This is a genomic window from Streptomyces sp. NPDC001270 (genome assembly GCF_042896695.1).
GTDB lineage: Bacteria > Actinomycetota > Actinomycetes > Streptomycetales > Streptomycetaceae > Streptomyces.
Genome location: NZ_JBIAXM010000040.1, coordinates 45,455 through 67,484, shown reverse-complemented (window position 1 = coordinate 67,484; position 22,030 = coordinate 45,455). Strand labels below are relative to the sequence as shown.

Sequence of the window (22,030 nt, the reverse complement as noted above, 5' to 3'; positions counted from 1 at the left end):
ATCTGGCACAACGACAAAACCGGACAGCCAATCAAGCGGTCACTGACCGCCTACGATCACTGACGCAACAACACCCCTTGGACTCATTCATCTAGGGGGATCCGCGGCCGAGGGTCCCGCCGTGCCGGACCGTCAGGTCCTTATACCGTCCCGGCGCGGTGCGATGCCCCCTGCCGGAAGATCATTCGACTGATTGTTCACAGATGACTCATCGGAGTTCACCTGAGCTGCCCAGGATCCGCCATGGGCATGCCCGATTTGGTTCGCGGTTTGCCCTTCGATTAACGATCGATGAGGAAGGACGGCTGCCGATGCGGCCAACACAACGGCGAAGACGGCGGAACAGGAGGGCCGGCGGGCAGCGGCTCGCGGGCGCCGCCCTGACCGCGCTCGTCCTGCTGGGCGGAAACCTGACGGTGGCGTACGCCGACGCCGACAGGGACGAGCGCACCTCGGAGAGGAAGAACTCGTCGAGCCAGAGCACGACGGCCCTGCCCACCCTCACCCCCGGCGACGGGACGTATGTGGAGGGCACCCAGAAGGTCACGGCCACACCGGCCCTGGCCGGCGACTCCGTGACGACGCTCGCGGTCGACGGACGGGCGATCGACGCCGAGAAGACGCTCGGGGTGTCCCGGCTGAGCTTCGACGTCGGCTCGAACTCGACGGAGGCCCGCTACCACAACTACGTACTCGTCAACGGCGAGTACCGGGCGGACATCGGTGACCTCGTCAACGAACGCGGCACCATCGAGATCCCCGACGAGCACCTGGTCAAGGGCGAGAACAAGATCCAGTTCTTCGCCGGCACCGTCGAGTCCTCGTGCGGCACCAACCACGACGACTTCGTGCTGTCGGACATCCAGCTGACCCTGCTCGGCGAGGTCGCGGACGGCGAGGAGAACGAGTACACGTACTCCTTCGGCGACGGCAACTGCGGCTCCAACAGCACGCTGCTGAAGGAGGCGACCCTCAGCTTCTTCGTCCTCGGCGACCCGCAGGGCACCACCGGCCTGCGGAGCGACCTGGACACCACGAAGCTCGCGGGCGGCGAACACACCATCACCGCGACCACCACGTCACGCAAGACGGTGACCAACAAGATCACCGTCAACAACGCCCCGGCGGGCGCCCCCCGGCTCCTGCCCAAGGACGGCACGCTGGTCAAGGGCGGGCAGTCGGTGTTCGCCAACTTCCCGGCGGGCGCCGACGGCGCGGTCTCCACGCTGACCGTGGACGGCGGCAAGCCGGTCACCGCACCCCAACTGGGCAACGGCGCGGCCACGTTCTCCTTCGACGTCGGCGCCAACTCGCTCGACGACAAGTACGACAACCACCTGCTGGTCAACGGCAAGCGGATCGACCTGGGCGGCACCTGGGTCAGTCAGCGGGTGGACATCGCGATACCGGCGCGGTACCTGGTGCCCGGCGACAACACCATCAAGGTGGTCACCGGCCCGTACAAGGAGAGCTGCGGCAACAACCGCGACGACTTCGACATCTCCGGCCTGCGCCTGACCCTGGACGGCGCCACCGTCACCGGCAAGGACATCGCGCCCTCCTACGCGATGGGCGACGGCAGCTGCGGCAGCGCCACCGACCGCCTGCCCGAGGCCGACCTCCACTACACGATCGACGCCCCGGCCGTCGCCGTCACCGACACGCTCGGCACCGGCAACGCCACCCTCGGCTTCACCGTGGGCAGCAACTCCATCGAGGCCCGCTACCAGAACTACGTCCTGGTCAACGGTCAGAAGCTCGTGCTGGAAGCCGACTACGTCAGCCGGCACGTCGACCTGACCTTCCCCAACGAGTGGCTGGTGCCCGGCTGGAACACCATCGACGTCGTCACCGGCACCTACGCCACCTCCTGCGGCGCCAACCGGGACGACTTCGCGCTCTCCGGCATCACGCTGACGCCCCTCGGCGGCACCGCCGAGGGCCGGATGGTCAAGGGCTCCTACAGCTTCGGCGACGGCAACTGTGGTGACAACGTCAATCCGCTGACCGAGGTCGACCTGGAGTTCTACGTGGACGGCCCGGCCCAGGGCGCCCGCGCCGACCTCGACACCGCGAAGATCAAGGACGGGCAGCACACGCTGGCCGCCACCTCGGAGTCCGGCAAGACCGCCACCCGCGTCCTGGTCACCGACAACTCGGCGCCCGAGGTCGTGGGCAGCACCCCCGCGGCCGGCCGGCGGATCACCGCGTCGGTCGTGCTCGGCGTGCAGATGAAGGACGCCTCCGGCGTGGTGAACGGCCCGGACATCAAGCTCGACGGCAAGGCGGTCGAGGCCGGGGCCGAGATCGGGCGCGGCCTGTCCGCCGGAGCACACACCCTGGCGGTGACCGCCACCGACGCCCTGGGCAACACCGCTACCCGCGAGGTGAAGTTCACCTCCGCCGGCATCCCGGACACCCCCGCACAGCTGACCCCCGCGTCCGGCACGACCGACGCCGGCCGGGACGTCGAGCTGTCCGCGACGGTGGCCGAGCCGGACGGCGGCGAGGTGACCGCCACGTTCTCCGAGGCCGAGATCCTCACCCCGGGCCAGGTCTACCAGGGCACGGCCACCGCCGTCCCGACCACCCTGAAGGTCAAGGGCGAGAAGAAGATCAAGGCCGCCGGGCTCGCGCCCGCCGACGGCCGTACCCTCGCCGCGCCCTCCTCCGACGACGTCAGCTTCCAGCGGTTCGACGTCCAGGTGAAGGGCCACGTCGACCAGCCGGTGCTGCGCTGGGAAGGCGTCATCGACCCCGAGCGCCTCGCCTCGCTGCGGGTGTGGAACAACAACTCCGACCGGTGGGACGTCGTCAACAGCGCCCGGGGCGCCCCGGAAGGCAACACGGTGCTGACCGCCGTACTGGACCGCGCCTACGTCGACCGCCAGCAGGTCCACGTCATGGTGACGGGCGAGGACCCGTTCGCCGACGACATCGACGCCGGTGACCCGGACGCGTTCGCCGAACCCGGCTCGTACGACTTCTCGATCGTCCACTACACCGACACGCAGTACCTCTCCGAGGGCGCGGTCGAGCAGGAGACACCCGAGGAGCGCGCGGTCTGGGAGAAGGCGTACGGGGACGTCTCCCGCTGGATCGTCGACAACAAGGACGAGCGGAAGATCGCCTACGTCGCCCACACCGGCGACATCATCGAGAACAACATCCGCAAGCCCGCCGACGAGGCCACCCGGAAGCAGGTCGTCGGAGAGCTGGAGGTGTCCTCGAAGCAGCAGAAGATCCTGGACGACGCGGGCGTCCCGAACGGTGTGATCGCGGGCAACCACGACAACCAGTCGGGCACCGAGAACGGTCCGGACGCCATCTACACCGGTACTACGGCCCCGACCGTTACCAGGCGCTGTCCCAGGGCTGGGAGCACGCGAGTTACGGCGGCACCTGGCGGCCGGGCGACAACCAGAACCACTACGACCTGTTCTCGGCCGGCGGCCAGGACTTCGTGGTGGTCGGTCTGTCGTACGGCGTGACGCGCGAAGAGGCCGAATGGGCCGACTCGATCTTCAAGCGCTTCCCCGAACGCAACGGCATCCTGCTCTCGCACGACTACCTGGCGCCCAGCTCCAACCCCGACGGCCGCGGTGCCCCGTTCTCCGCACCCGACGGTTCGATGCTGTACAAGACGGTGGTCCAGGACAACCCGAACGTGTTCCTGATCCTCGCCGGCCACGAGCACGGCGTGGGCACCAACGTGAAGCCGAAGGTCGGCGAGATCAGCCACGACGTGGTGGAACTCCTCGCGGACTACCAGTTCTACACGGTCTCCGCGGACCGGCTCGGGCTCACCGAGATCGGCGGATACAAGCCCGACGACCAGTTGCAGTTCGGTGCGAGCTTCTTCCGGATGCTGCAGTTCGACGTGGCCCGGTCCGAGCTGACCGTCGACACCTACTCGCCGCTGCTCGACGAGTTCGGTGCCACCGAGTACGACACCAACCACCGGTACGACGGCACCGAGGACAACATGGTGCTGCCGATCGACCTCAACAGCCGCAGGACGACCTTCGCGACCGATTCGGTCGCGCTGTACAACCCGGTCGGCACCGTGGGCCGGACGAAGATCAGGTCCGGTGAGGTCGCCTCGGTGACGTGGCACGACCTCAAGCCCGGCTCCACCCACGCGTGGTTCGTCACGGCCCGCTCCGCCGGCGGCGGTGTCACCGCGTCCGAACCGAGCGTCTTCGTGACGAAGGACGCCCAGGGCCACCCGGGCAAGTGGAACGCGGACACGCCCTATTACGAGTGGTTCGGCCCGGCCGAGGAACCCGCACCGGCCGGCTGATCACCGCCGGCCTCCGGCGGTCGCCGCCCGCCGTCCCGGACCCGAGCGGTCCGGGGCGGCGGGCCCGCGCCGTCCGTCCCGCCCGGATCACGACCACGGTCACTGTCGCGATCACCCAGCCACGAGAACCGAGCCCGCCATGCTTCCGACACCTCCTGCCCCCACCCACGCTCCCGGGACCCACCCGGGCCGGCCCTGCCGTGCCGTGCTCACGGTTCTCGCCGCGCTGGCCGCACTGCTCGGCGCCGGCCTGGCGCAGGCGGCCCCTGCCGCTGCGCACGACGCCACCTCCACCGCCTACGCCGAGGTCACCGGCACCGCGGCCCGCCCCGTGGCCACCCTCGATCTTGAGTACGACCTGTTGATGAAGTCGGCCTGGCTGTACGCCGAGGCGTACGACGCCAAGGGCCGCACCGAGCAGCTGCGCCAGCTCGCACGGAACGCGGACGCGGTGTCCGAGTACGTCACCGGGCGCTTCGCCGTCACCCGCGACGACACGGCCTGCACCGCCCGAACCGAGGGCGACGCGGACATCCGCACCCGCGGCGAACGGCCGTACGCCGTGCTCATCCTCGCCTACGCCTGCCCGGCCGGCGCCACCGGCCCGGTCACCCTCTCCAGCGCGCTGTTCCCCGACGCCGAGAGCTTCGTGCACAGCACGCGGACCATCGTCCACTACGACCTCGACGGAGCACGCGGCTCGCAGGTCCTGACCGTCTCCGACCCCTCCGTCACCGCCGCCGTGTCAGGTGGTCAGGAGTCCCACCAGATCTGGGAGTTCTTCCTGCTCGGCACCGAACACCTGCTGTTCGGCCCGGATCACGTCCTCTTCCTGCTCTCGCTGCTCATCGGCGCCCGCGGCCTGCGCGACATCGCGCTGACCGCGACCGCTTTCACCGCCGCGCACAGCATCACGTTCCTGCTGGCCGCGTGCGGAGTCGTCGACGTGCCCGCGGCGGTGGTGGAACCGGTGATCGCCGCGTCCATCGCCGTCGTCGCCGTCGCGGGCTTCGTGCGGCGTGACCGTACGGACAACGCACGCTGGCGACTGCCCACCGTCTTCGTATGCGGACTCGTCCACGGTCTGGGCTTCGCGGGGTCGCTCGGCATCGACGAGAGCTGGTCCTGGGAACTGCTGCTGTCACTGCTCAGCTTCAACGTCGGTATCGAGGCGGTGCAGTTGGGCATCATCGCGGTGGTGTTCCCGCTGCTGGTGCTGCTGCGCCGGTCACCGGTCCACCGCTGGGTCCTGCCGGCGCTGACGGCACCCATCGTGATCGTCAGCCTCTACTGGCTCTGGGACCGGGTGGCGGTCAGTGCCTGAGGGCCCGGCACGCCCGGCCGTCCCCACCGGTCGGCGACCGGCCTTCGCCGGCCCCGCCGGAGCCACCTCGAACAAACAGTCGTGAGGCGTCCTCGTCGCGGGTAGCACTGAGTCACCAATGCATACCACCTGGTGCTGACCGCACCATGTGCCGACGATGGGGAGGCTGGGTGGACAGCTCGGGACCAGGGGATTTACGCGAGTCGGTCACACTCGGCGTCGAGGAGGAGTTCCTGCTCCTCGACCGGAAGGCGTACCGGCCCGTGGGCCGCGGCAGCCAGGTACTGGCGGCCGGGCGGAGGCAGCTGAGGGCCGAACAGCTGGTGCCGGAGATATCTCAGGCGATGGTGGAGACGGTCAGCGGTGTGTGCACCACCGCGTCCCAGCTCCGCACGGAACTGGCGCGGTTGCGTGAAAGCGCCGCACGGGCGGCGGGGGAGCGGGACTGTCTGCTGCTCGCCTCGGGCACGTCGCCGATCGGGCGCACGGGCCCGGCGGCCGAGGACGATCCGCCGGACGTTCCGCCCCTGCGCGAACAGCCACGCTACCGGCGCATCCGGCAGCGGTTCGGACCGCTGGTGCGGGACCAGGGCGTGTGCTCCTGTCATGTGCATGTAGGAATTCCGGATCTGGGCACGGCCGTCGCCGTCGTGAACCATCTGCGTCCCTGGCTGCCGCTGTTGCTCGCGATGACCGCCAACTCGCCCTTCTGGAACGGCTCCGACACCGGATACGCGAGCTGGCGCACCGTGCTGTGGCGCAGATGGCCCACCGCGGGACCGCCTCCCCTGCTGCGCTCCGCCGAACACTACGAGGAGGTGGTGCAGACCCTCGTGGCCAGCGGCGCGGCGCTGGACCCGGCGATGGTCTACTGGTACGCCCGCCCGTCGCGCCACGTGCCGACCGTCGAGATCCGGGTCGCGGACGTACTGCCGACCGTGACGGACACGGTGGCCTACGCGCTTCTGGTCCGGGCCGTGGTCCGCCGTGCCCGTGCCGCCGTCCAGGACGGAGTCCTCCCGCCGCGGGTGGAGCAGGAAGCACTGGTCGCCGCCTGCTGGCAGGCGGCGCGTACCGGGGTCACCGGAGACCTGCTCGATCTGATCGGCGGCACCGGGGCCGCGGTGGCTCCGGTCGTGCAGCAGATCGAGACGGCTCGTCGCCTGGTCCGGCCCTATCTCCCGGACACCGGCGACCGGGTACTCGTCGACGCCTGGCTCGACCGGCTCGCCACCGAGGGCGGCGCCGCCGACCGCCAGCGCGCCCTGCACCGCCGGTCCGGCCGCCTGGAACGGCTCGTCGAGCACATCGCCGTCGCGGATCCCCTCCCGCACCCCGACACGGCACGGACGGCGGCCACCCGGACCGCGCTCCTCGCATCCGACCAGGAGGAAACGACGTGACCCCCCTGCCACGCCCCGCCGGACCGGAGCGTGTCGCCGAGCGGCCCACCCGATACTGACCGCGCTTGCCGCAAGCCCGGGCCCCGACCGCGTCACCCGGCCGGGGCCCGCACCCTCACCGGCGGAGACCGCTGTCGCCCGTCCTCCGGGCGTTCGGTCCGCCGCCGTCCGCCACCGGGACCCGGACCGCGTCGGCCGACGGGCCGCCCGCTCTCAGGGCGGCCACGGCGGGCCCGGAGTCGTCGGCGTAGAAGCGGAAGGCGCGGGCCGCGGCGGGTTTGCCCAGGGCGCGCACGTACCGCACCGGCTCGGTGAGTTCGACGGTGATCGTCGTCTGCCCGCCCACGGCCAGCTCGGCGACACCGTTCCCGTCCACGGCGCCCGCCCTGCTCTGCGGGAACTTCCGGTCCAGCCGGACGGAGGCGATACGGTCGGCCGGGATCCGGACGTCCAGCAGGGCGCCGTAGCGCAGCCGCAGCGAACCGTCCGCCCCGATCACATGCGGACGCACCACGCAGGACGCGTGCAGGGCGACGACGAAGTAGCAGCCCCAGATGTCCAGCACGAGCGTGACGGCGTGCACCACCGGCCACGGGATCAGGAGGGCGAGGGCCACGGTCTCGACGACGCAGACGAAGAAGAAGCCGTACATCATCGCCGTCTGGCCCGCGGCGTACGGGACGGGCAGGTCGCCCTCGCGCACACCGTGCGGGCCGCGCCGGAACACCCAGCGCAGGAAACTGGTGGAGAGGAAGACCTCGTGCGCGGCCAGCTTGCCCACCGTCGCCGGGACGGTGCCGCCGACCGCGGCGCGGAAGGCGGAGCGCCGGTCGAGACCGTCCCGGCGGTGCCGGCGGTGGTCGAGCCGGATCAGCGCGACCGTCGCCGTCAGCACGGCGAGCGCCGCCGACTCCACCGCCAGGCGGACGGCCGGCGGTATCCGCACGCCGCCGGCCACGCACAGGACGAGCACCGCTTCCCCGGGCACGAGAGCGGCGACGGACCAGCGCACCACCCTTCTCGGCCCCCTCATCCGGCACGCTCCCGCAGCAGTTCGATCCCGTGGCGCAGGGCGGCGGCCTGGGCGGGAGCGAAGTCGGCGAAGAAGGCGTGGGCGAAACCGCCGGTCTCGGCCACGTCGCCGTTCTCGGGGAGGTTCATGGCCCGTACCGCCTCGTCGGGAATGGCGTCCGCGATGGCCCGGGCGGTCCGCGCCACCCGCGGGTCGTCCTCGGCGGCCCCGGCCAGCTCGTCCAGCAGGCCGTAGACGGCGTAGGCCCGCCGCATGGCGTCCGGGTCGGCGCTGAGGCTGTGCACCAGGGCGTCGAACCAGCCCCGGTCGATGCCCGGCGAGGCGGTCTCCAGCAGGGCGAGCAGTTCCCGCTCCCGGACGGCCGACAGCGGCTCCGGCCCGGGGACCTGCGCCGAAGCCCGGGCCATGACGTCGAAGAGGGCGGTGAGTTCGGGGGAGACGGGGGCGTCGGCGGGCAGCCGCCCGGTCCGCTCGGCCTGCGCCAGCAACTGGCCGAGGCGGGCCCGGCGCTGCCGGATGGCCTCCTCCTGACGGGCCAGGTCGGCGTCCAGCTCGGACACGATCTCGATGAGGTCCCGGCCCGCGTCGTCCGCCAGGACGTTCTTGACCTCGTCCAGGCTCAGGCCCAGCTCGGTCAGCCGGCGGACGCGAGCCAGTTCGACGGCGTCGCGCAGAGAGTACTCGCGGTACCCGTTGGGCTGCCGTGACGGCTCCGGCAGCAGTCCGATGCGGTGGTAGTGCCGCACCGCGCGGGTGGTGACGCCGACGAGGTCGGCGAGCTCTCCGATTCGCATGACACCAGTAGAAACCTTGTCGCTGCGACAAGGTCAAGCGGCGCATGGCCCGGCCGGCCAGGACGGACAGAACGGCGTTCCGGTCGACCGCGCGGGGCGGACCGGCACGCCGTTGCGACCGGTGGCCGTCCCGTTCCGGAGGGCCCCGGCCCGGGACCGCCCCCGTCCGGGAGCCGTCCTGGTCCGGTAGCCGTTCTGGTCCGGGGCGCACCCGGAGGCTGTCCGGGTGCGCGGAGCCGGAGCGGGTCAGGACGTCTGGAACAGGCCCAGCGCGTCGTAGGAGATCCAGGACCCCGCCGTCTTGGTCAGGGTCAGGGTGTTCTCACCGGCGGTGAACAGGGCGGCGTCGAGGCTCAGTTCGTAGAAGGACGGCTTGAGCGGGTTGCCCGGCCGGGTGGCGTGCCCAGCCGGAAGGGGAGCCCCGGCAACCGCGGGGCGGGTCCGGCGGCCTCCGCGGGACCTGCGAGACCGGCGCCCGCGAGCAGGGCGCCGGTGGTGACCGCGGACAACTGGAGGGCGGCGCGGCGGCTCGGACCGCCGGATCTGACACGGTCGGACGACGGTGCTGTCATACGTACTCCCTGATCGGTCCGACGAACAGGGGGACGGTCGTTTCGGAAGATCAAGAAGAAGTGGCCGACGGGCGGCCGGAGCCCCAACAGTGCATGTACGGCGCACCGGTTGGGTTGCGGCGGGACCGTGCGTCGCCCAGTGCCCCGGCGGGCCGGATGTACTGGGGCCAGGCGGTCGGGCGCGCTCAGCGGTGGGCGGGGATGTTGCGGGCCGCCCAGTCCGCGAGGGCGCGGGCGCACTCCGCCACGGTTTCCCGCCAGGTCCTGGCGGCCCCCTCACCGGCGTCGTCGCTGACGTGCTTGACGATGCGCAGCGGCACGCCGGCCCGGTGCGCGGCCGCCGCCAGCGCGTACCCTTCCATGTCGACCAGGGATGCCTGCGCCGCCAGTCGCGTCCGGGCGTGCTCGTCGTCGATGAACGAGTCCCCCGTGGCCAGGGTGGGGCCGTTCGGGTCGCCCACCGTCAGGGGTGTTCCATAGCTCTCGCCGGTGAGGGTGTGCAGGACGCGGCTGTCCAGGTCGTGTTGGATGACCGTCCCGATGACATGGGTTCCGGTCCAGCCGGAGCGCAGGGCGCCCGCGGTGCCGAGATTGACGACCTCGGACGGCAGCGGGCCGCGGGCGAGTGCCGTGGCGAGCGCCGTCGCGGCATTGACCTTGCCCATCCCGGTCAGCAGGACGGGCAGTGACGTGTCGAGGTGCTGGGCCTCTTCCTTGACCGCGAGGACGAGCAGGGGCCGGTCAGCGGTTATCTCGCCGGTGAGTTGCATGCGGTCACCGTACCGGCCGGCCGTCGTGGTCCTTATCGTTGGCGTCATGACCGAACGCTTCACGACACTACGGCTCGACCAGGCTCCCGAGGTCACCGCACCGGACGGTTCGAGGGTACGACCGCTGTGCGTGCTCCCCGGGACGGCGAGCTTCGCCCAGTTCGAACTCGCCCCCGGGCAGACCGCGAAGGCGGTGTCGCACGCCACCGTGCAGGAGATCTGGTACGTCACCTCGGGCGCCGGAGAGATGTGGCGCAGCCAGGACGGCCGAGAGGAGGTGACGGCGCTGGAACCGGGGGTGTGCCTGACCATCCCGCTCGGTACGACGTTCCAGTTCCGCGCGGGGGAGCAGGAACTGCGGGTGGTGGCGGTGACGGTGCCCGCGTGGCCCACGGACAGCCCGGACGAGGCCAGGTTCGAACCAGGTCGGTGGTGAGTCCGCGCCGGCCGCCGCGCTCCGCGGGCGGGACGGGACACGTCCCGCCCGCGGAGGGGCGGCCGTGAGGCACCCGTGCGCGTCCCGGCCCCGGTTCACCGCGGCCGGGACGGCTCTCCTACCAGGTCACCGGCAGCTCCAGCGGGAACCGCCTGATCGTGGCCTTGTCCCACTGCACCTCCTCCGGCGACACCGCGAGCCGCAGCCGGGGGAAACGTTCGACGAGCCGCCCGATGGCCACTTCCAGCTCCGCCATCGCCAGCGGCATCGCGATGCACCGGTGACCGCCCCAACCGAACGTCATGTGCGGCGCGTTCGGCCGCTCGACGTCGATCTCGTGCGGCTTCGGGTAGCGCTCCGGCTCACGGTTGGCCGTCAGGTACGACACGTGGACGTAGTCGCCCGCGCGGATCTGCGCGCCGTCCAGCTCCACGTCTTCGAGTGCCACCCGGGGGATTCCGACGCCCTTGCGGAACGGGATGTAACGGAGCAGTTCGTGCAGGGTGTCGGTCAGCTTCTCGGGCCGGCTCCTGACGTGTTCCATGAGTTCCGGGCGGGTCAGGAGCAGATAGGTGATGTCGCTGATCTGGCAGGTGGCCGTGTCCTGGCCGCTGAGCGCCAGCACCAGCGTCATGACCGCCAGTTCCCTGTCGTCGAGCTGCTCCTCGCCCTCCTCCCGTGCCGCGGCCATCAGACTGATGATGTCCGTGCCGGGTGTCGCCCGGCGCTGCCTGACGAGTTCGGCGAAGTAGGCCGTCAGCTCGGCTTTGGCGTTGGCGGCGGCCTCCTTGTTGCCCTCGCCCACGACGAGCAGTTGGTGCACGGACTTCTGGATCCGGGGCCATTCCGCCCGTTCGATGCCGAGGAGGTCCAGCACGGTGTGCTGGGGGAGCGGGTCGGAAAGGTGCTTGGCCAGGTCGGCCGGCGGCCCCTGGTTCTCCATGTCGTCCAGGAGGAGATCCGCGAGCCGGACGATCCGGGGCCGCATCTTCTCCACCTGCTGCGGAGTGAACGCCTGGGAGGCGAGGTGGCGGACCCGGCTGCTCTGCGGCGGGTCCATCACGTTGATCGACTCGGGCGAGATGATGGGCTCCGGCGTCATCCGGGGGTAGTCGCGGCCGACGATGCCCGCCCGGCTGAAACGCTGGTCGGTGGTGACCTGCTTGACACCGTCGAACCCAGTGATCAGCCAGGCGTCGCCATCGCCGTAGGGGAGCCGGATGCGCACGGGTGCGGCGCGATCCATCAGCTCCCCGAGCACGGGGTCGAAGTCCAGGGCTTCGCTGTAGTCGAACGGGCAGGTGGCTGTCTCATCGTTCCCGGTCATCGGGGAAGCTCCTCGTAAGTGGTACGACGTTGGTGATGTCCACGGGCTGGGGGAGGCACGCGGCGGGCCCGGCCGGCGCCGCCTGCGGCCCAGGGGCGGACGGGGAAGAGACGGGGCCGCCCGTCCCGCGCCGGTGCGCTTCGACGAGTTCGCCTCGCCGCGGTGCGGTCATGAGCCGGCCCGGTCGTCGACGGCGGCTACGGGCACATCAGAGGTGGTCGGTGGTGTGTTCCCCGACGGCCGAGGCAGTGCCGGGCGGGGTGGTGAGCGGGGACGAAGGGGCGCGGGAGCCGGCGGAACGCGTGGCGGCTGTCGGTATCGGCGCCGGCCGGCACCCGGGTCGGACCGGGCGCCGGGCCGACCGCACCCGGCGCCGGGTACCGGGACGCGGGAAGTCGGGAACGGGGCTCTTGTGGTCGCTCGTCAGCCATGTCGCATGCCTCCTGGTGCGATGGAAGCACGGGCGGACCGCGCGGACCGGTTTTCGCCGCCGGTGCGGTCCGCCCGATGGGCTAATCGGCAGATTCGGCCGAGGACGTGGGCGTCCGGTTCGTCCGACCGGTGCGGGCCCGCGCCACCGCTCCCGGACGGCTTCTCCCCGGGCTGCCCGGCCGCGCGTGGCGCCGAGCCGGAAGCGGGCGGTCAGCCCGGGACGCCGTCACTCGAAAGAGGCATGCACCTCCTCGTCCACACGGCCGACGGATTCCTGCTGGAAGGCGGTCGTGTACAGCCGTCGGATGTGGTCGAGCTTCGTGCCTGCGGACGCCGCGGTGTCGGCGGGGTAGAGGACGATCACCTGGTAGGAGCGCTCCTTCTCGATCACGCCGTGCCGGTCCCGGTACTGCCCGCGGGCCTGGTCCACGGTCAGTCCGTCCGGGAAGCGCGGCGTGACCTGGGTGTCGAGGAATCGCTGGAACTCCGCTTCGGTCACCGCCGCGCCGCCGTCGGGCCGTTCGGTCCCGAACAGCAACGTGGTCTCGACATAGGCGTCCCGGGGCGCCGCGGGGGCGTCGGCGGCCACGACCGCGGGGGCGACGGCGGCGCCGGCCGCGGCGAGGCCGCAGCCCAGGAGCAGTCCGGTTCGTGTGCGGATCTTCATGCACGGCACAACGGTGCTCGCCCGGGACGGTTGCGCCGGATCCGGGTCCTTCCCCGGATCCGGGGACCGGGCGACCGGGCCGGACGGACAGGCCCGACGGAGGCGGTGCCAGGGCCTGACGGCCGCGCCGCGGGTGGGCCACCGCAGGCCAGGGCTTCGACGTCTCGACGGCACACGGTGTTGCCTCGTGGGAGCGGTGGAGCGGTGGAGCGGGCCGGGCCTGACGTGCCGTCCGTCGGTGGTCGTCAGCAGGACGCTCTCTGCCGGCGGTCGGCGGTGGATCCGGCCGCGCTGCCGGTCTCGCGGTGCGCGTCGGGGGGCGTTGCCTGTGGCGACGTCATCGTTCTTCCTTTCCTCTCCGGATCACGGCGGTCCGCCGGCCGTTCGACGGTCGGGGCGGCGGCGCCGGTCGCGGGTGACCCCGCTGTGCCGGGTCGGCCGTCCCGTCAAGCCGTTGGCCGGCGGGGCAGGTGGTCTCGCGTCCGACGGGCCCCCGGCGGCAGCGGGGCCGCACCTGCCGACCGCTCGCCGGTGGACGCCGCTTCGCGGGTGTTTCCGGTCCACATCCGAGAAGTGATACACGGGAAACACAAGGAACTTGTGCAGGTAGTCTGTCTAATAGTGCAGGCTGCCTGGCAATCTCCCGAGGGGGGGACATAGAGTGCCCACTCATGACAGCCCCGCTCCCCCACGATGTGGCGCGCCTGCTTCCGCACGCGATGGTGCGGCTGCGGGCGCGGCTGCGGACCGAGTCCGCGCCCACCGACAGGCGCTGGACCTGGTCGCAGATCACCACCCTCGGCCGTGTCGCCGACGAAGGGCCCACGACGGCCAGCGCGCTCGCCGCGGCCGAGCACGTCCGGCCGCAGTCGATGGCCGAGACGGTCGCCGCACTGGTCCGCGAAGGTTTGGTCGTCCGCGGACCGGACCCCGACGACGGGCGCAAGACGCTCATCTCGATCACGGACGCGGGCCGCGAACTCCTCGCCGCCATCCCCGCCGTGCGCGAGGCATGGCTCGAAGGGGCGATCGAGCGGCACCTCTCGCCCGCGGAACGTCGGACACTCGCCGAGGCGGCCCGCATCATGGAGCACCTGGCTGACAGCTGAATTCGAGCCGGCGTGGATCCGGGAGCGCCCGGCCGACAGTGGGCCCGAGCCGGCGCGCATCATCGAGCCTCGTCGACAGCCGACCCGATGCGGCCCGCGGGGTGCTGACGTCCGGCCCGGCGGTGTGCCCGGTTGATCAGGGGGTCGGGGTGCCGGGAGCGTCGGCGAGGCGGCCGTAGCCCTCAGGGGGCGCGGGTGCGGCGGCCCGCGTCGGCGAGTCCCTGCTGCGCTCGCTCCGCGGGATACCGGGAGGCCAACAAATAGTCAGGCTCTCCGTACAGGCCGCTCTGTCTGATTTCCGTGGGGTGTGCGGCCCGGTCAGCGGAGAGCTGCGGCCGCATGGACCAGCGCGGCTGCCGCGGTCTCGGTGTCGCGCTCGTGGCTCCAGCGGCCCAGGGACAGCCGCAGTGCTCCCCGTGCCCGCTCCGCGGGCAGGCCCATGGCCGTCAGCACGGGCGACGGCTCGTGGCTGCCGCTGTGGCAGGCCGAACCGGTCGAGGCCGCGAGCTGCGGGCAGGCGGTGAGAAGCTCATGTCCCACAGCGCCGTCGATGCTGACGTTGAGCGTGTTCGGCAGGCGTGCCGCCGCCGGTCCGTTGAGCCGGACGCGGCCGGGCAGTCCCTCGGTCAGTCGTCGCTGGAGGCCGTCGCGCAGCGCGGCGACGCGCACGGCTCCGCCGTCGGCCAGCTCGTCGACGGCGAGTCGTGCCGCGGTGCCCAGGGCGACGGCCAGGGCGACGTTCTCGGTACCGGCGCGCAGGCCGCGTTCCTGGCCGCCGCCGTAGACCACCGGTTCGAGCCGCACCCCTTCGCGTACGTACAGGGCGGCCGTGGCCTTGGGCGCGTACATCTTGTGCCCGACCACGGTGAGCAGATCGACGCCCAGCCGCCGTACGTCGAGGGGCAGTTTCCCGGCGGCCTGGGCGGCGTCGCAGTGGAACAGCGCGCCGCGTTCACCGGCGAGGGCGGCCAGCTCGGTGATCGGCTGGAGGGCGCCGGTCTCGTTGTTGGCCGCCATCACCGACACCAGTACCGTCTCGCCGGTGAGCGCGGCGGCCAGCGCGGCCGGATCGACCAGGCCGGTGCCGTCGACCGGCAGCACCGTCACCCGCGCGCCGTGCAGCCGCTCCAGGGCCCGGGCCGTCTCCAGCACGGCCGGGTGCTCCGTCGTCTGCGTGATGACATGCGGCCGGGGGCGGCCGGCGGCCAGCACCGCGCCGCGCAGGGCGAGCAGGTTCGCCTCGGAGCCCGAGGACGTGAAGACGATCTCCGGGGGCCGGGCGCCGATCAGCGCGGCCACCCGCTCGCGTGCCTCGGCGAGCACCCGGCCGGGCTCGGCACCGTAGGGGTGGCTGCTGGAGGGGTTGCCGAAGAAGACGGTGAGATACGGCGCCATCGCCTCGGCCACCCGCGGATCGACGGGGGTGGTGGCGTTGTAGTCCAGGTAGACCGGCCCGTCGGTCAGTCCGGGATGGGGTGGCGGGAGTGTTCCGGTCACGGCGGTCACGACAGCTCGGCCGCATCGACGGGCAACTCGGTCAGGCGCCACTCCAGCATGCCGTCGTAGAGCCGGATCGCGTGCAGCCCGCGCCAGGTCAACAGCCGGACCGCGTCGTGGGCGAGGGCGCAGTACTCGCTGCGGCAGTACACGACGATCTCCGTGTCCTCGGGCAGTTCGTCGATGCGGTCGGCCAACTCGTCGACCGGAATGGAGACGGCGCCCGGGATGTGCCCGGCCAGGTACTCCTCGACCGGCCGCACGTCCAGCACCACCACATCCCCCGCCGCGGCGCGGGCGCGCAACTCCTCGCGGGTGACCTCCCGCGCCCCGTCCTCGCCGAGGTAGGCGTCGAGAGCCGCCGGCACGGCGGCCTGGCGGTGCTCGGCGACCTTGCGCAGCAGCGCGAAGAGCTGGGCCACGTCGTCGCCCGCGAGCCGGTAGTGGATCCGCGCACCCTCCCGGCGGGTCGCGACGAACCCGGCCTGCTTGAGCGTCTGCAGATGCGCCGACGTGGCCGTCAGGTTCAGTCCGACCGCCTTGGCGAGGGAGTCCACGGTCCGCTCGCCCTGCGCCAGCAGATCGAGCAGTTCCAGGCGTTTTCCGCTGGCCAGCGCCTTGCCGCAGGCGGCGAACACGTCGTACAGCCGCGTCTTCGAACCGGGTGTGATGGTCTGCGTCATCGCATCCTCCATAAAGCCATTTTTCCCTCGCCCTGTTCACCCCTCATCCTGCTGCTCCGTCACCCAGATCGCCTGGGCCGGGCGAGTACGGCGGCCTGCCCGGCGGTGGAGAGTGCCGTGGACCACCTGTGGTGCGACCCGGGTCGGCGGCTGGCCCAGGCACTGGTGGACGCCGAAGCCGAAGGCCATGTGGTGGGAGCTAGGGCGGCTCGGTCAGCAGGTCGGCCATCCGGCCGCACCGAAGAACACGGTGTGCGGGTCAGGAAGCCGCCCCGCCGGCGGTCAGGGAGGGATGGTGGGCCGCGCGGACCATGCGCCGGACGATGGGCAGTGCCGTCCGTACGGCCTCCCCCAGCGCGCGCAACTCGTGCTCGGGCAGCTCGGTCAGCAGACCGGCCATCCGGACGCTCTGCACGCGCCGGCGCTCGGCCAGCAGCGCCCGTCCGGCGTCCGTGATGGCGACGAGCCGGACCCGTCCGTCCTCGGGGTGGCCCAGCCGCAGCGCGAGGCCCTGCGATTCCAGCCGTTGCACCATGGCGGTCATCGACGGCTGTGCGATGCCTTCCGCCGCTGCCAGCGCGGTCAGCCGGCTCGGCCCCTCCCGCTCCAGCCGGCGCAGCGTCGAGGCGGAGGTGAGGCTCATGCCCTGCCGCTCCACCAGGATGGGGCCGACCACCCCGGAGACCAGCTCGTTCAGCGCCGTCGCAACATCCTGAAGGGATACTTCGGACGTTTTATCCATGTCTCCACGCATATCACCTATCTATATATATTGTCTACGTATATGAGCAGGATTGGTGGTGATAGTGGCCCCGACCGCGCCGGAGTCGCGGCGGGATCAATGGGAGCGGTGAGCTGTATAGCATGATCTATGTAGACTATCTATATAGGTCATGCTATAGATAGTTTTTGCACCAAATGCGAGCTTCTGGCCAGGGTCATGGCGCCATCCGGCGCCCGGAAGAAGGTGATGACTGTGACCTGTCGCTACGCCTCGGGCATGTCACAGCAGCAGATCGCCGCCCGGCATCCGTCGACGCTCGGCGCGGCCTGGCCCCTGCCGCACTGCCCGGAGGCCGCCTCTGACGCACGCAGGATCACCAAGCAGCTCCTCGCCGAGTGGGGGGTCGCCGACGGCGCCGCCGACTCCGTGCTGCTGACCGTCTCCGAACTCGTCACCAACGCCGTTGAGCACGGCCTGGCCCCGGTGACCTTCGGACTGAGCCGTGACAGCAGCACCCGGCAGGTGCACATCGAAGTTGCCGACGGAGGCCCGGCGGTCGCCGGCCGTGACTGGGGCGCCGACGGCGCGGACGGCGAACACGGCCGTGGACTGACGATCGTCGACCACCTCACCGCCGCGCACGGCGACCGCCGGGAGCCGGGACACGCCACCTACTGGGCCGACGTCGCCGCCTGAGCTGCGGGCGACGCCGCCGGCCCGGGCCGGTGTCACAGGCGGCTGTACTGCTCGATGTCCTCGGTGAACTCCTGCACCGCCCGCGCGGTGAGCGTCGGCCGGGTGTCGGCGATGGCGGTCAGGTAGTCCTCGGTGCAGGCGGGGCGGCCCTGAGGGTCGATGACCTCGCGCTCGAACGCGGCCTGCGCGCCCTTGCGGGCGGCGAATTCGATGTCCGCGGGCGTGAACAGCTCACTGGCCTCGACCAGCCGGGGCACATCCACCGCGCCACCGGAGGCGCCCAGGTAGCGGTTCCAGATGGCAGCCCGCGCGGTACGGTCCGGCGTGCCGATCGGGATGACGTAGTCGAACCGGCCCGGCCGTAGGAAAGCCGGGTCGAGCGAGCGTACGGAGTTGGTCGTGCAGATCAGCAGCCGTTCGTCGTGCTCGCGGAAGACGGGGATGAGTTTGAGCAGTTCGTTGGTCACGCCGTGCCCCGGATCCACCGCCTTCCCGGACCGCACGCCGGCGATCTCCTCGACCTCGTCGATGAAGAGAAGCACCGAGTCCAGTTCCGCCAGGTCCGCGAAGACCTCCCGCAGCGCCGCGGCGAGCCCCTCGCTCGTGTCGGCCGCGAGCCGGGACGGGAACAGTTCCACGAACGGCCAGCCGAGCCGCGAGGCCACCGCCTTGGCGAAACTGGTCTTACCGGTGCCCGGCGGTCCGAACAGGATGACCGCCTTGGGCGGGACGACACCGTAGCGGTCGGCCAGCGTCGGCTCGGTCAGCGGGAGCACGACGCGGCGTTCGACGACCTGCTTCTCGCGTTCCATCCCGGCCATGGCGTTCCACAGACCTGCGGGCAGCATACGGCCGCCCAGCGCCGCGATGACGTCGGAATTGGCGGTGCCGGGCGGTTCGAGCTTCTCGTAGAAGATCAGGTCGTCGCGGGACCGGTAGCCGGAGTTCTCCAGCGCCTTCGACCCGGCCGCGTGCGCGGGCAGCAGGGCGCCGACGTGACGGATGCCCAGCGCCCTCAGGCGCCGTTCCAGCTCGGTGAGGAGCGCACTGCCGATGCCCCGTTCGCGCCAGCGGGCGGCGAGCGCCACCAGGAGGATCCACGCCCGCTTGTCGTGCGCCTGTGCCACGGCCAGGCCCACCAGTTCGTCGCCGACCTCCGCGACCACCGCCGTCTGGCTGGTCTTGGCCGCGGCCATCACCTCGGAGACCGGGAACACCCGGTCCTCGCCGGCCCGGCGGCTCTGGTCCCAGATCTGGACGGCCTGGTCGAGATCGTCGTCGTGATAGTCACGCAGATGCCATGCGGGCATGCCCTCACCTCACCCGGTCCCGTGCCCCCCATTGTCACCCGCGAGCGCGCCCGTGCCGAACCCAGCGGTTCCCGGGCGCCGGGAAGCACCGGGGCAGGGACGCGCGGAAGCGGCGCGGTGGCGGTCGACAGACCGTCGCCCGCGGCCCCGGGCCCGCGAGGACGGGCGGCGGCCATGACCTGTCCGTGGCGTGCGGACGGGCCGGAGCCGGGTCCTCTCCCGGCGGTCCTCCGACCGACCGGGTGCCCCGGTCCGTCCCGGCTCCGGCCCGTCAGCCCGCCTGCCGCCGGCCGGCTGCGGACCGATGGGTGAGGGGTGCGCGCAGTCCGAGGTGGGAGCGCAGCGTCGTACCCGTGTACTCGGTGCGGTAGACGCCGCGTTCCTGGAGTTCCGGCACGAGCCGGTCGACGATGTCGTCGAGACCGTCCGGGATCAGGTACGGCGTGACGTTGAAGCCGTCGAGCGCACCGTGCCGCACGAAGTGGACGAACTTGTCGGCGAGGCCGGACGGGGTGCCGACGTGCCCGCGCTGCGGGCCGAGTTCGATGACCGTCTCCCGCAGCGACCAACCGTGTGCCTCGGCCTTCGCACGCCACTCGGCCACGACCGTCCGCGGGTCGGCGACGCGTCGCGCGCCGAAGGAACCGTCGTTCTCGGCGACGACCGGATCCTCCTTCGGCAGCGGTCCGTCGGCGTCGCGGTCGGACAGGTCGAGGCCCCACAGCAGTCCGGCGATCCCCAGCGCGGTGGCGGGTGTGACCTGCTGCAACCGGATCCAGCGCTTCTTCTCTTGGGCCTCTTCCTCGGTGGTGCCCAGCACGATCTCGGTGCCGGGCAGTATGCGCAGGTCGTCGTCGGGCCGCCCGGCGGCCCGCAGCCGGCGCCGGATGTCCTCGGCGAAGCCGAGCGCGTCGTCGAAGTCCGTGCCGTGGGCGGAGAAGATGACATCGGCGTTGCGGGCGGCGAAGTCACGTCCCTCGGCGGAATCACCGGCCTGGAAGACGACGGGATGCCCCTGGGCGCTGCGCGGCAGGGTCGGTACGAGGTCGACGTCGAACTGCGCTCCACGGTGCCGCACCCGGCGCACGGCGGCGGGCGACGACCACGCGGGGGCGCCCGTGGAACCGGCGACGGCCCCGTCGTCCCAGCCGTCCCAGAGGGCGCGGGCCACGGTGAGGAACTCCTCGGCACGCCGGTAACGGTCGGCGTGGTCGAGGTAGCCGCCACGGCGGAAGTTCGCACCGGTCCAGGCGTTGTCCGTGGTCACCACGTTCCAGCCGGCCCGGCCCTCGGACAGCAGGTCGAGGCCGGAGAGGCGACGGGCGAGATCGGCGGGTTCGTTGAAGGTCGAGTTGGAGGTGCTGACCAGGCCGATCCTGCGGGTGACCGCGGCCAGCGCGGCGAGCTGGGTGATGGCGTCCGGCCGTCCGGCCACGTCGAGGTCGTGGATACGGCCGTCCACCTCCCGCAGACGCAGTCCCTCACCGAGGAAGAACGCGTCGAACAGGCCCCGCTCGGCCGTCCGGGCGACCCGGAGGAAGGAAGCCGGGTCGATCTGGGAGCCGCTCTCGGGGGCGGACCAGATGGTCCAGTGGTTGACGCCCTGGAAGAACACACCGAGGTGGAGCTGGGCGTGCGGCCGGGGGACGTCGAAGGGGTCGGTGCGGGTCATCGGGTCTCCTCCCGGACGGCCGCGGCGGCGAAACGGTTGGCGGGGCGCCGCAGACCCAGCGCCGAGCGCAGGGTCGTTCCGGGCAGCGGGCGGGCGAGCAGCCGCCGTTCGACGAGTGCGGGCAGGACCTCGCGGGAGAGCACGGGAAGGTCCTCGTCCAGTACCAGCGGATGCAGCCGTACGCCGTCGACGAATTCGCGCAACTCCTCCAGCAGCGCCACCAGCCGAGCGGCGGAGCCCGTCAGCCGCAGCCGTCCGCGGTCGGGCCACGGCGCGTGCCGTTCCAGGTCCGCCAGGCGCTGCGCGCCGGTGGCGTCCGGGGTGTCCAGGGCGACCTCGACCTCGGCGAAGGCGAGCGGAGCGCCGGCGGCAGCGGCGGAGGTGGCGACCGTCGTGAGGTCACGGCCCGCGACCAGGGCGACGTCGAGCCGGTCGGCGGGAACCGTGTCCGGCCGGCCCAGGACGACGAGCTGTCCCTGGGGCGGGCGCGGCACGATCGCCGGGCCTTTGACCGCGTACGTCTCTCCGGTGAAGTCGATGTAGTGGAGGCGGTCGCGGTCGAGGTAGCGGCTGGTGGCCACGGACCGGATGACCGCGTCGTCCTCCCACGAGTCCCACAGGGCGCGGGCCACCTCCACACCGTCGCGGGACTCCCGCGCCCGCGCGACGGCGTCGGCGACCAAGGGACGCCCCCAGACGCGGGCCGCCTCCGGACGGTCCTCTTCCGCCACCACCCACCCGGCCCGGCCCGCCGAGATGTGGTCCAGGGACGCCAGCTGACCGGCGACGTGGAAGGGTTCGGCGTACGTGACCGGTACGACCGGGGCGATACCGATGGTGCTCGTGGACGCGGCGACGAACGCCGCGCGCTCCACCGCGCCGATGCGTCCCACCGGGTTCGGCGCGGCATCCGGCGGCAGCACGCCGTCGTCCAGGGTGACGAGGGTGAACCCGGCGTTCTCGGCCACGGCGGCGACGTGGGCCACCCGGCGCGGGGTGAGGAGCTGGTCGGGGGAGTGCGCGGCGCGGCGCCAGGCCGCGGGATGGGCGCCTTCGCCGTCGAGTTCGACGGCGAGGCGCAGGGCGGAACCGGACATGGGTGATCCTTCCGGGAACACGGGGTCGGACGGCCACGAGGCCACGACGGGACGGCCGGCGAGGCGGGCCGGCCGGGTCAGACGTGTACGGAAGGACAGACCGCGGAGGACGTACGGCAGTAGTCGACGTGCCGCCGGGTGATCAGACGCATGCCCGTGCGGACACCGTGCGGTGCCACGC

The 22,030-nt window shown here is 71.9% G+C and carries 19 protein-coding genes; 7 read left to right on the top strand and 12 right to left on the bottom strand.

The genetic code is table 11. The features are described from left to right. Positions 1-311 precede the first annotated feature (311 nt). The 4 genes from ACFY2B_RS39635 to ACFY2B_RS39620 all read left to right on the top strand — a co-directional run bounded on the left by ACFY2B_RS39635 (position 312) and on the right by ACFY2B_RS39620 (position 7,030). On the top strand, positions 312-3,491 hold the full coding sequence (locus ACFY2B_RS39635; protein WP_390767913.1) for a hypothetical protein: 3,180 nt from the start codon (positions 312-314) through the stop codon (positions 3,489-3,491). Continuing rightward, entirely contained in the window at positions 3,464-4,303 is an 840-nt protein-coding gene (locus tag ACFY2B_RS39630; RefSeq protein ID WP_390767912.1) for a hypothetical protein, read from the top strand. Before ACFY2B_RS39635 ends, ACFY2B_RS39630 begins: the two co-directional genes overlap by 28 nt. 205 nt (positions 4,304-4,508) lie before the next feature. Beyond that, the gene (locus ACFY2B_RS39625; protein WP_390767911.1) at positions 4,509-5,627 is read left to right on the top strand and encodes a HupE/UreJ family protein; all 1,119 of its coding nucleotides are present in this window, start codon (positions 4,509-4,511) and stop codon (positions 5,625-5,627) included. Between the two features lie 170 nt (positions 5,628-5,797). Beyond that, positions 5,798-7,030 carry a glutamate--cysteine ligase gene (locus ACFY2B_RS39620; RefSeq protein ID WP_390767910.1) on the top strand — a complete coding sequence of 411 codons (1,233 nt, stop codon included), beginning with the start codon at positions 5,798-5,800 and terminating at the stop codon, positions 7,028-7,030. 115 nt (positions 7,031-7,145) lie between these two features. On the opposite strand, the gene ACFY2B_RS39615 is transcribed toward ACFY2B_RS39620, so the two are convergent. From ACFY2B_RS39615 to ACFY2B_RS39600, 4 genes are all read right to left on the bottom strand, one after another. Continuing rightward, positions 7,146-8,063 carry a hypothetical protein gene (locus tag ACFY2B_RS39615; RefSeq protein WP_390767909.1) on the bottom strand — a complete coding sequence of 306 codons (918 nt, stop codon included), beginning with the start codon at positions 8,061-8,063 and terminating at the stop codon, positions 7,146-7,148. Continuing rightward, positions 8,060-8,857, bottom strand: coding sequence for a MerR family transcriptional regulator (locus tag ACFY2B_RS39610; protein WP_390767908.1), 798 nt, complete (start codon positions 8,855-8,857; stop codon positions 8,060-8,062). Before ACFY2B_RS39610 ends, ACFY2B_RS39615 begins: the two co-directional genes overlap by 4 nt. Positions 8,858-9,210: 353 nt before the next feature. Then, entirely contained in the window at positions 9,211-9,429 is a 219-nt protein-coding gene (locus ACFY2B_RS39605) for a twin-arginine translocation signal domain-containing protein (protein WP_390767907.1), read from the bottom strand. A gap of 185 nt (positions 9,430-9,614) precedes the next feature. Then, entirely contained in the window at positions 9,615-10,199 is a 585-nt protein-coding gene (locus tag ACFY2B_RS39600; protein ID WP_390767906.1) for a nucleosidase, read from the bottom strand. 46 nt (positions 10,200-10,245) lie between these two features. Here ACFY2B_RS39600 and ACFY2B_RS39595 point away from each other — a divergent pair, with 46 nt between their 5' ends. Beyond that, complete coding sequence (locus ACFY2B_RS39595) at positions 10,246-10,635, top strand: cupin domain-containing protein (protein WP_390767905.1); 390 nt, start codon at positions 10,246-10,248, stop codon at positions 10,633-10,635. A 118-nt stretch (positions 10,636-10,753) separates the two neighbouring features. Here the strand turns inward: ACFY2B_RS39595 and ACFY2B_RS39590 are convergent, their stop codons facing one another. Continuing rightward, the gene (locus tag ACFY2B_RS39590) at positions 10,754-11,962 is read right to left on the bottom strand and encodes a cytochrome P450 (protein ID WP_390767904.1); all 1,209 of its coding nucleotides are present in this window, start codon (positions 11,960-11,962) and stop codon (positions 10,754-10,756) included. Positions 11,963-12,620: 658 nt separating this feature from the next. Then, a complete protein-coding gene (locus tag ACFY2B_RS39585; RefSeq protein WP_390767903.1) occupies positions 12,621-13,061 on the bottom strand; it encodes a DUF3574 domain-containing protein in 441 nt (146 codons plus the stop codon). A 671-nt stretch (positions 13,062-13,732) separates the two neighbouring features. Between ACFY2B_RS39585 and ACFY2B_RS39580 the strand changes: the two genes are divergently transcribed. Next, positions 13,733-14,170, top strand: coding sequence for a MarR family winged helix-turn-helix transcriptional regulator (locus tag ACFY2B_RS39580; protein WP_390767902.1), 438 nt, complete (start codon positions 13,733-13,735; stop codon positions 14,168-14,170). Between the two features lie 318 nt (positions 14,171-14,488). On the opposite strand, the gene ACFY2B_RS39575 is transcribed toward ACFY2B_RS39580, so the two are convergent. The 3 genes from ACFY2B_RS39575 to ACFY2B_RS39565 all read right to left on the bottom strand — a co-directional run bounded on the left by ACFY2B_RS39575 (position 14,489) and on the right by ACFY2B_RS39565 (position 17,092). Continuing rightward, positions 14,489-15,667 (bottom strand): cysteine desulfurase family protein, encoded by a 1,179-nt coding sequence (locus ACFY2B_RS39575; RefSeq protein ID WP_390767901.1) that lies wholly within the window; start codon positions 15,665-15,667, stop codon positions 14,489-14,491. Between the two features lie 5 nt (positions 15,668-15,672). After that, positions 15,673-16,350, bottom strand: coding sequence for an ArsR/SmtB family transcription factor (locus ACFY2B_RS39570; RefSeq protein WP_390767900.1), 678 nt, complete (start codon positions 16,348-16,350; stop codon positions 15,673-15,675). 259 nt (positions 16,351-16,609) lie between these two features. Then, on the bottom strand, positions 16,610-17,092 hold the full coding sequence (locus ACFY2B_RS39565) for a MarR family winged helix-turn-helix transcriptional regulator (RefSeq protein ID WP_390767899.1): 483 nt from the start codon (positions 17,090-17,092) through the stop codon (positions 16,610-16,612). A gap of 258 nt (positions 17,093-17,350) precedes the next feature. Between ACFY2B_RS39565 and ACFY2B_RS39560 the strand changes: the two genes are divergently transcribed. Beyond that, positions 17,351-17,770, top strand: a complete 420-nt coding sequence (locus ACFY2B_RS39560) for an ATP-binding protein (RefSeq protein ID WP_390767898.1) — start codon at positions 17,351-17,353, stop codon at positions 17,768-17,770. Between the two features lie 32 nt (positions 17,771-17,802). Here ACFY2B_RS39560 and ACFY2B_RS39555 read toward each other — a convergent pair whose 3' ends face one another. The 3 genes from ACFY2B_RS39555 to ACFY2B_RS39545 all read right to left on the bottom strand — a co-directional run bounded on the left by ACFY2B_RS39555 (position 17,803) and on the right by ACFY2B_RS39545 (position 21,849). After that, positions 17,803-19,080: an ATP-binding protein gene (locus tag ACFY2B_RS39555; protein WP_390767897.1), complete on the bottom strand. Its 1,278-nt coding sequence runs from the start codon at positions 19,078-19,080 to the stop codon at positions 17,803-17,805. 271 nt (positions 19,081-19,351) lie between these two features. Next, entirely contained in the window at positions 19,352-20,752 is a 1,401-nt protein-coding gene (locus ACFY2B_RS39550; RefSeq protein ID WP_390767896.1) for an NtaA/DmoA family FMN-dependent monooxygenase, read from the bottom strand. Further along, positions 20,749-21,849, bottom strand: a complete 1,101-nt coding sequence (locus ACFY2B_RS39545; protein ID WP_390767895.1) for an LLM class flavin-dependent oxidoreductase — start codon at positions 21,847-21,849, stop codon at positions 20,749-20,751. Before ACFY2B_RS39545 ends, ACFY2B_RS39550 begins: the two co-directional genes overlap by 4 nt. Positions 21,850-22,030: the final 181 nt, after the last annotated feature.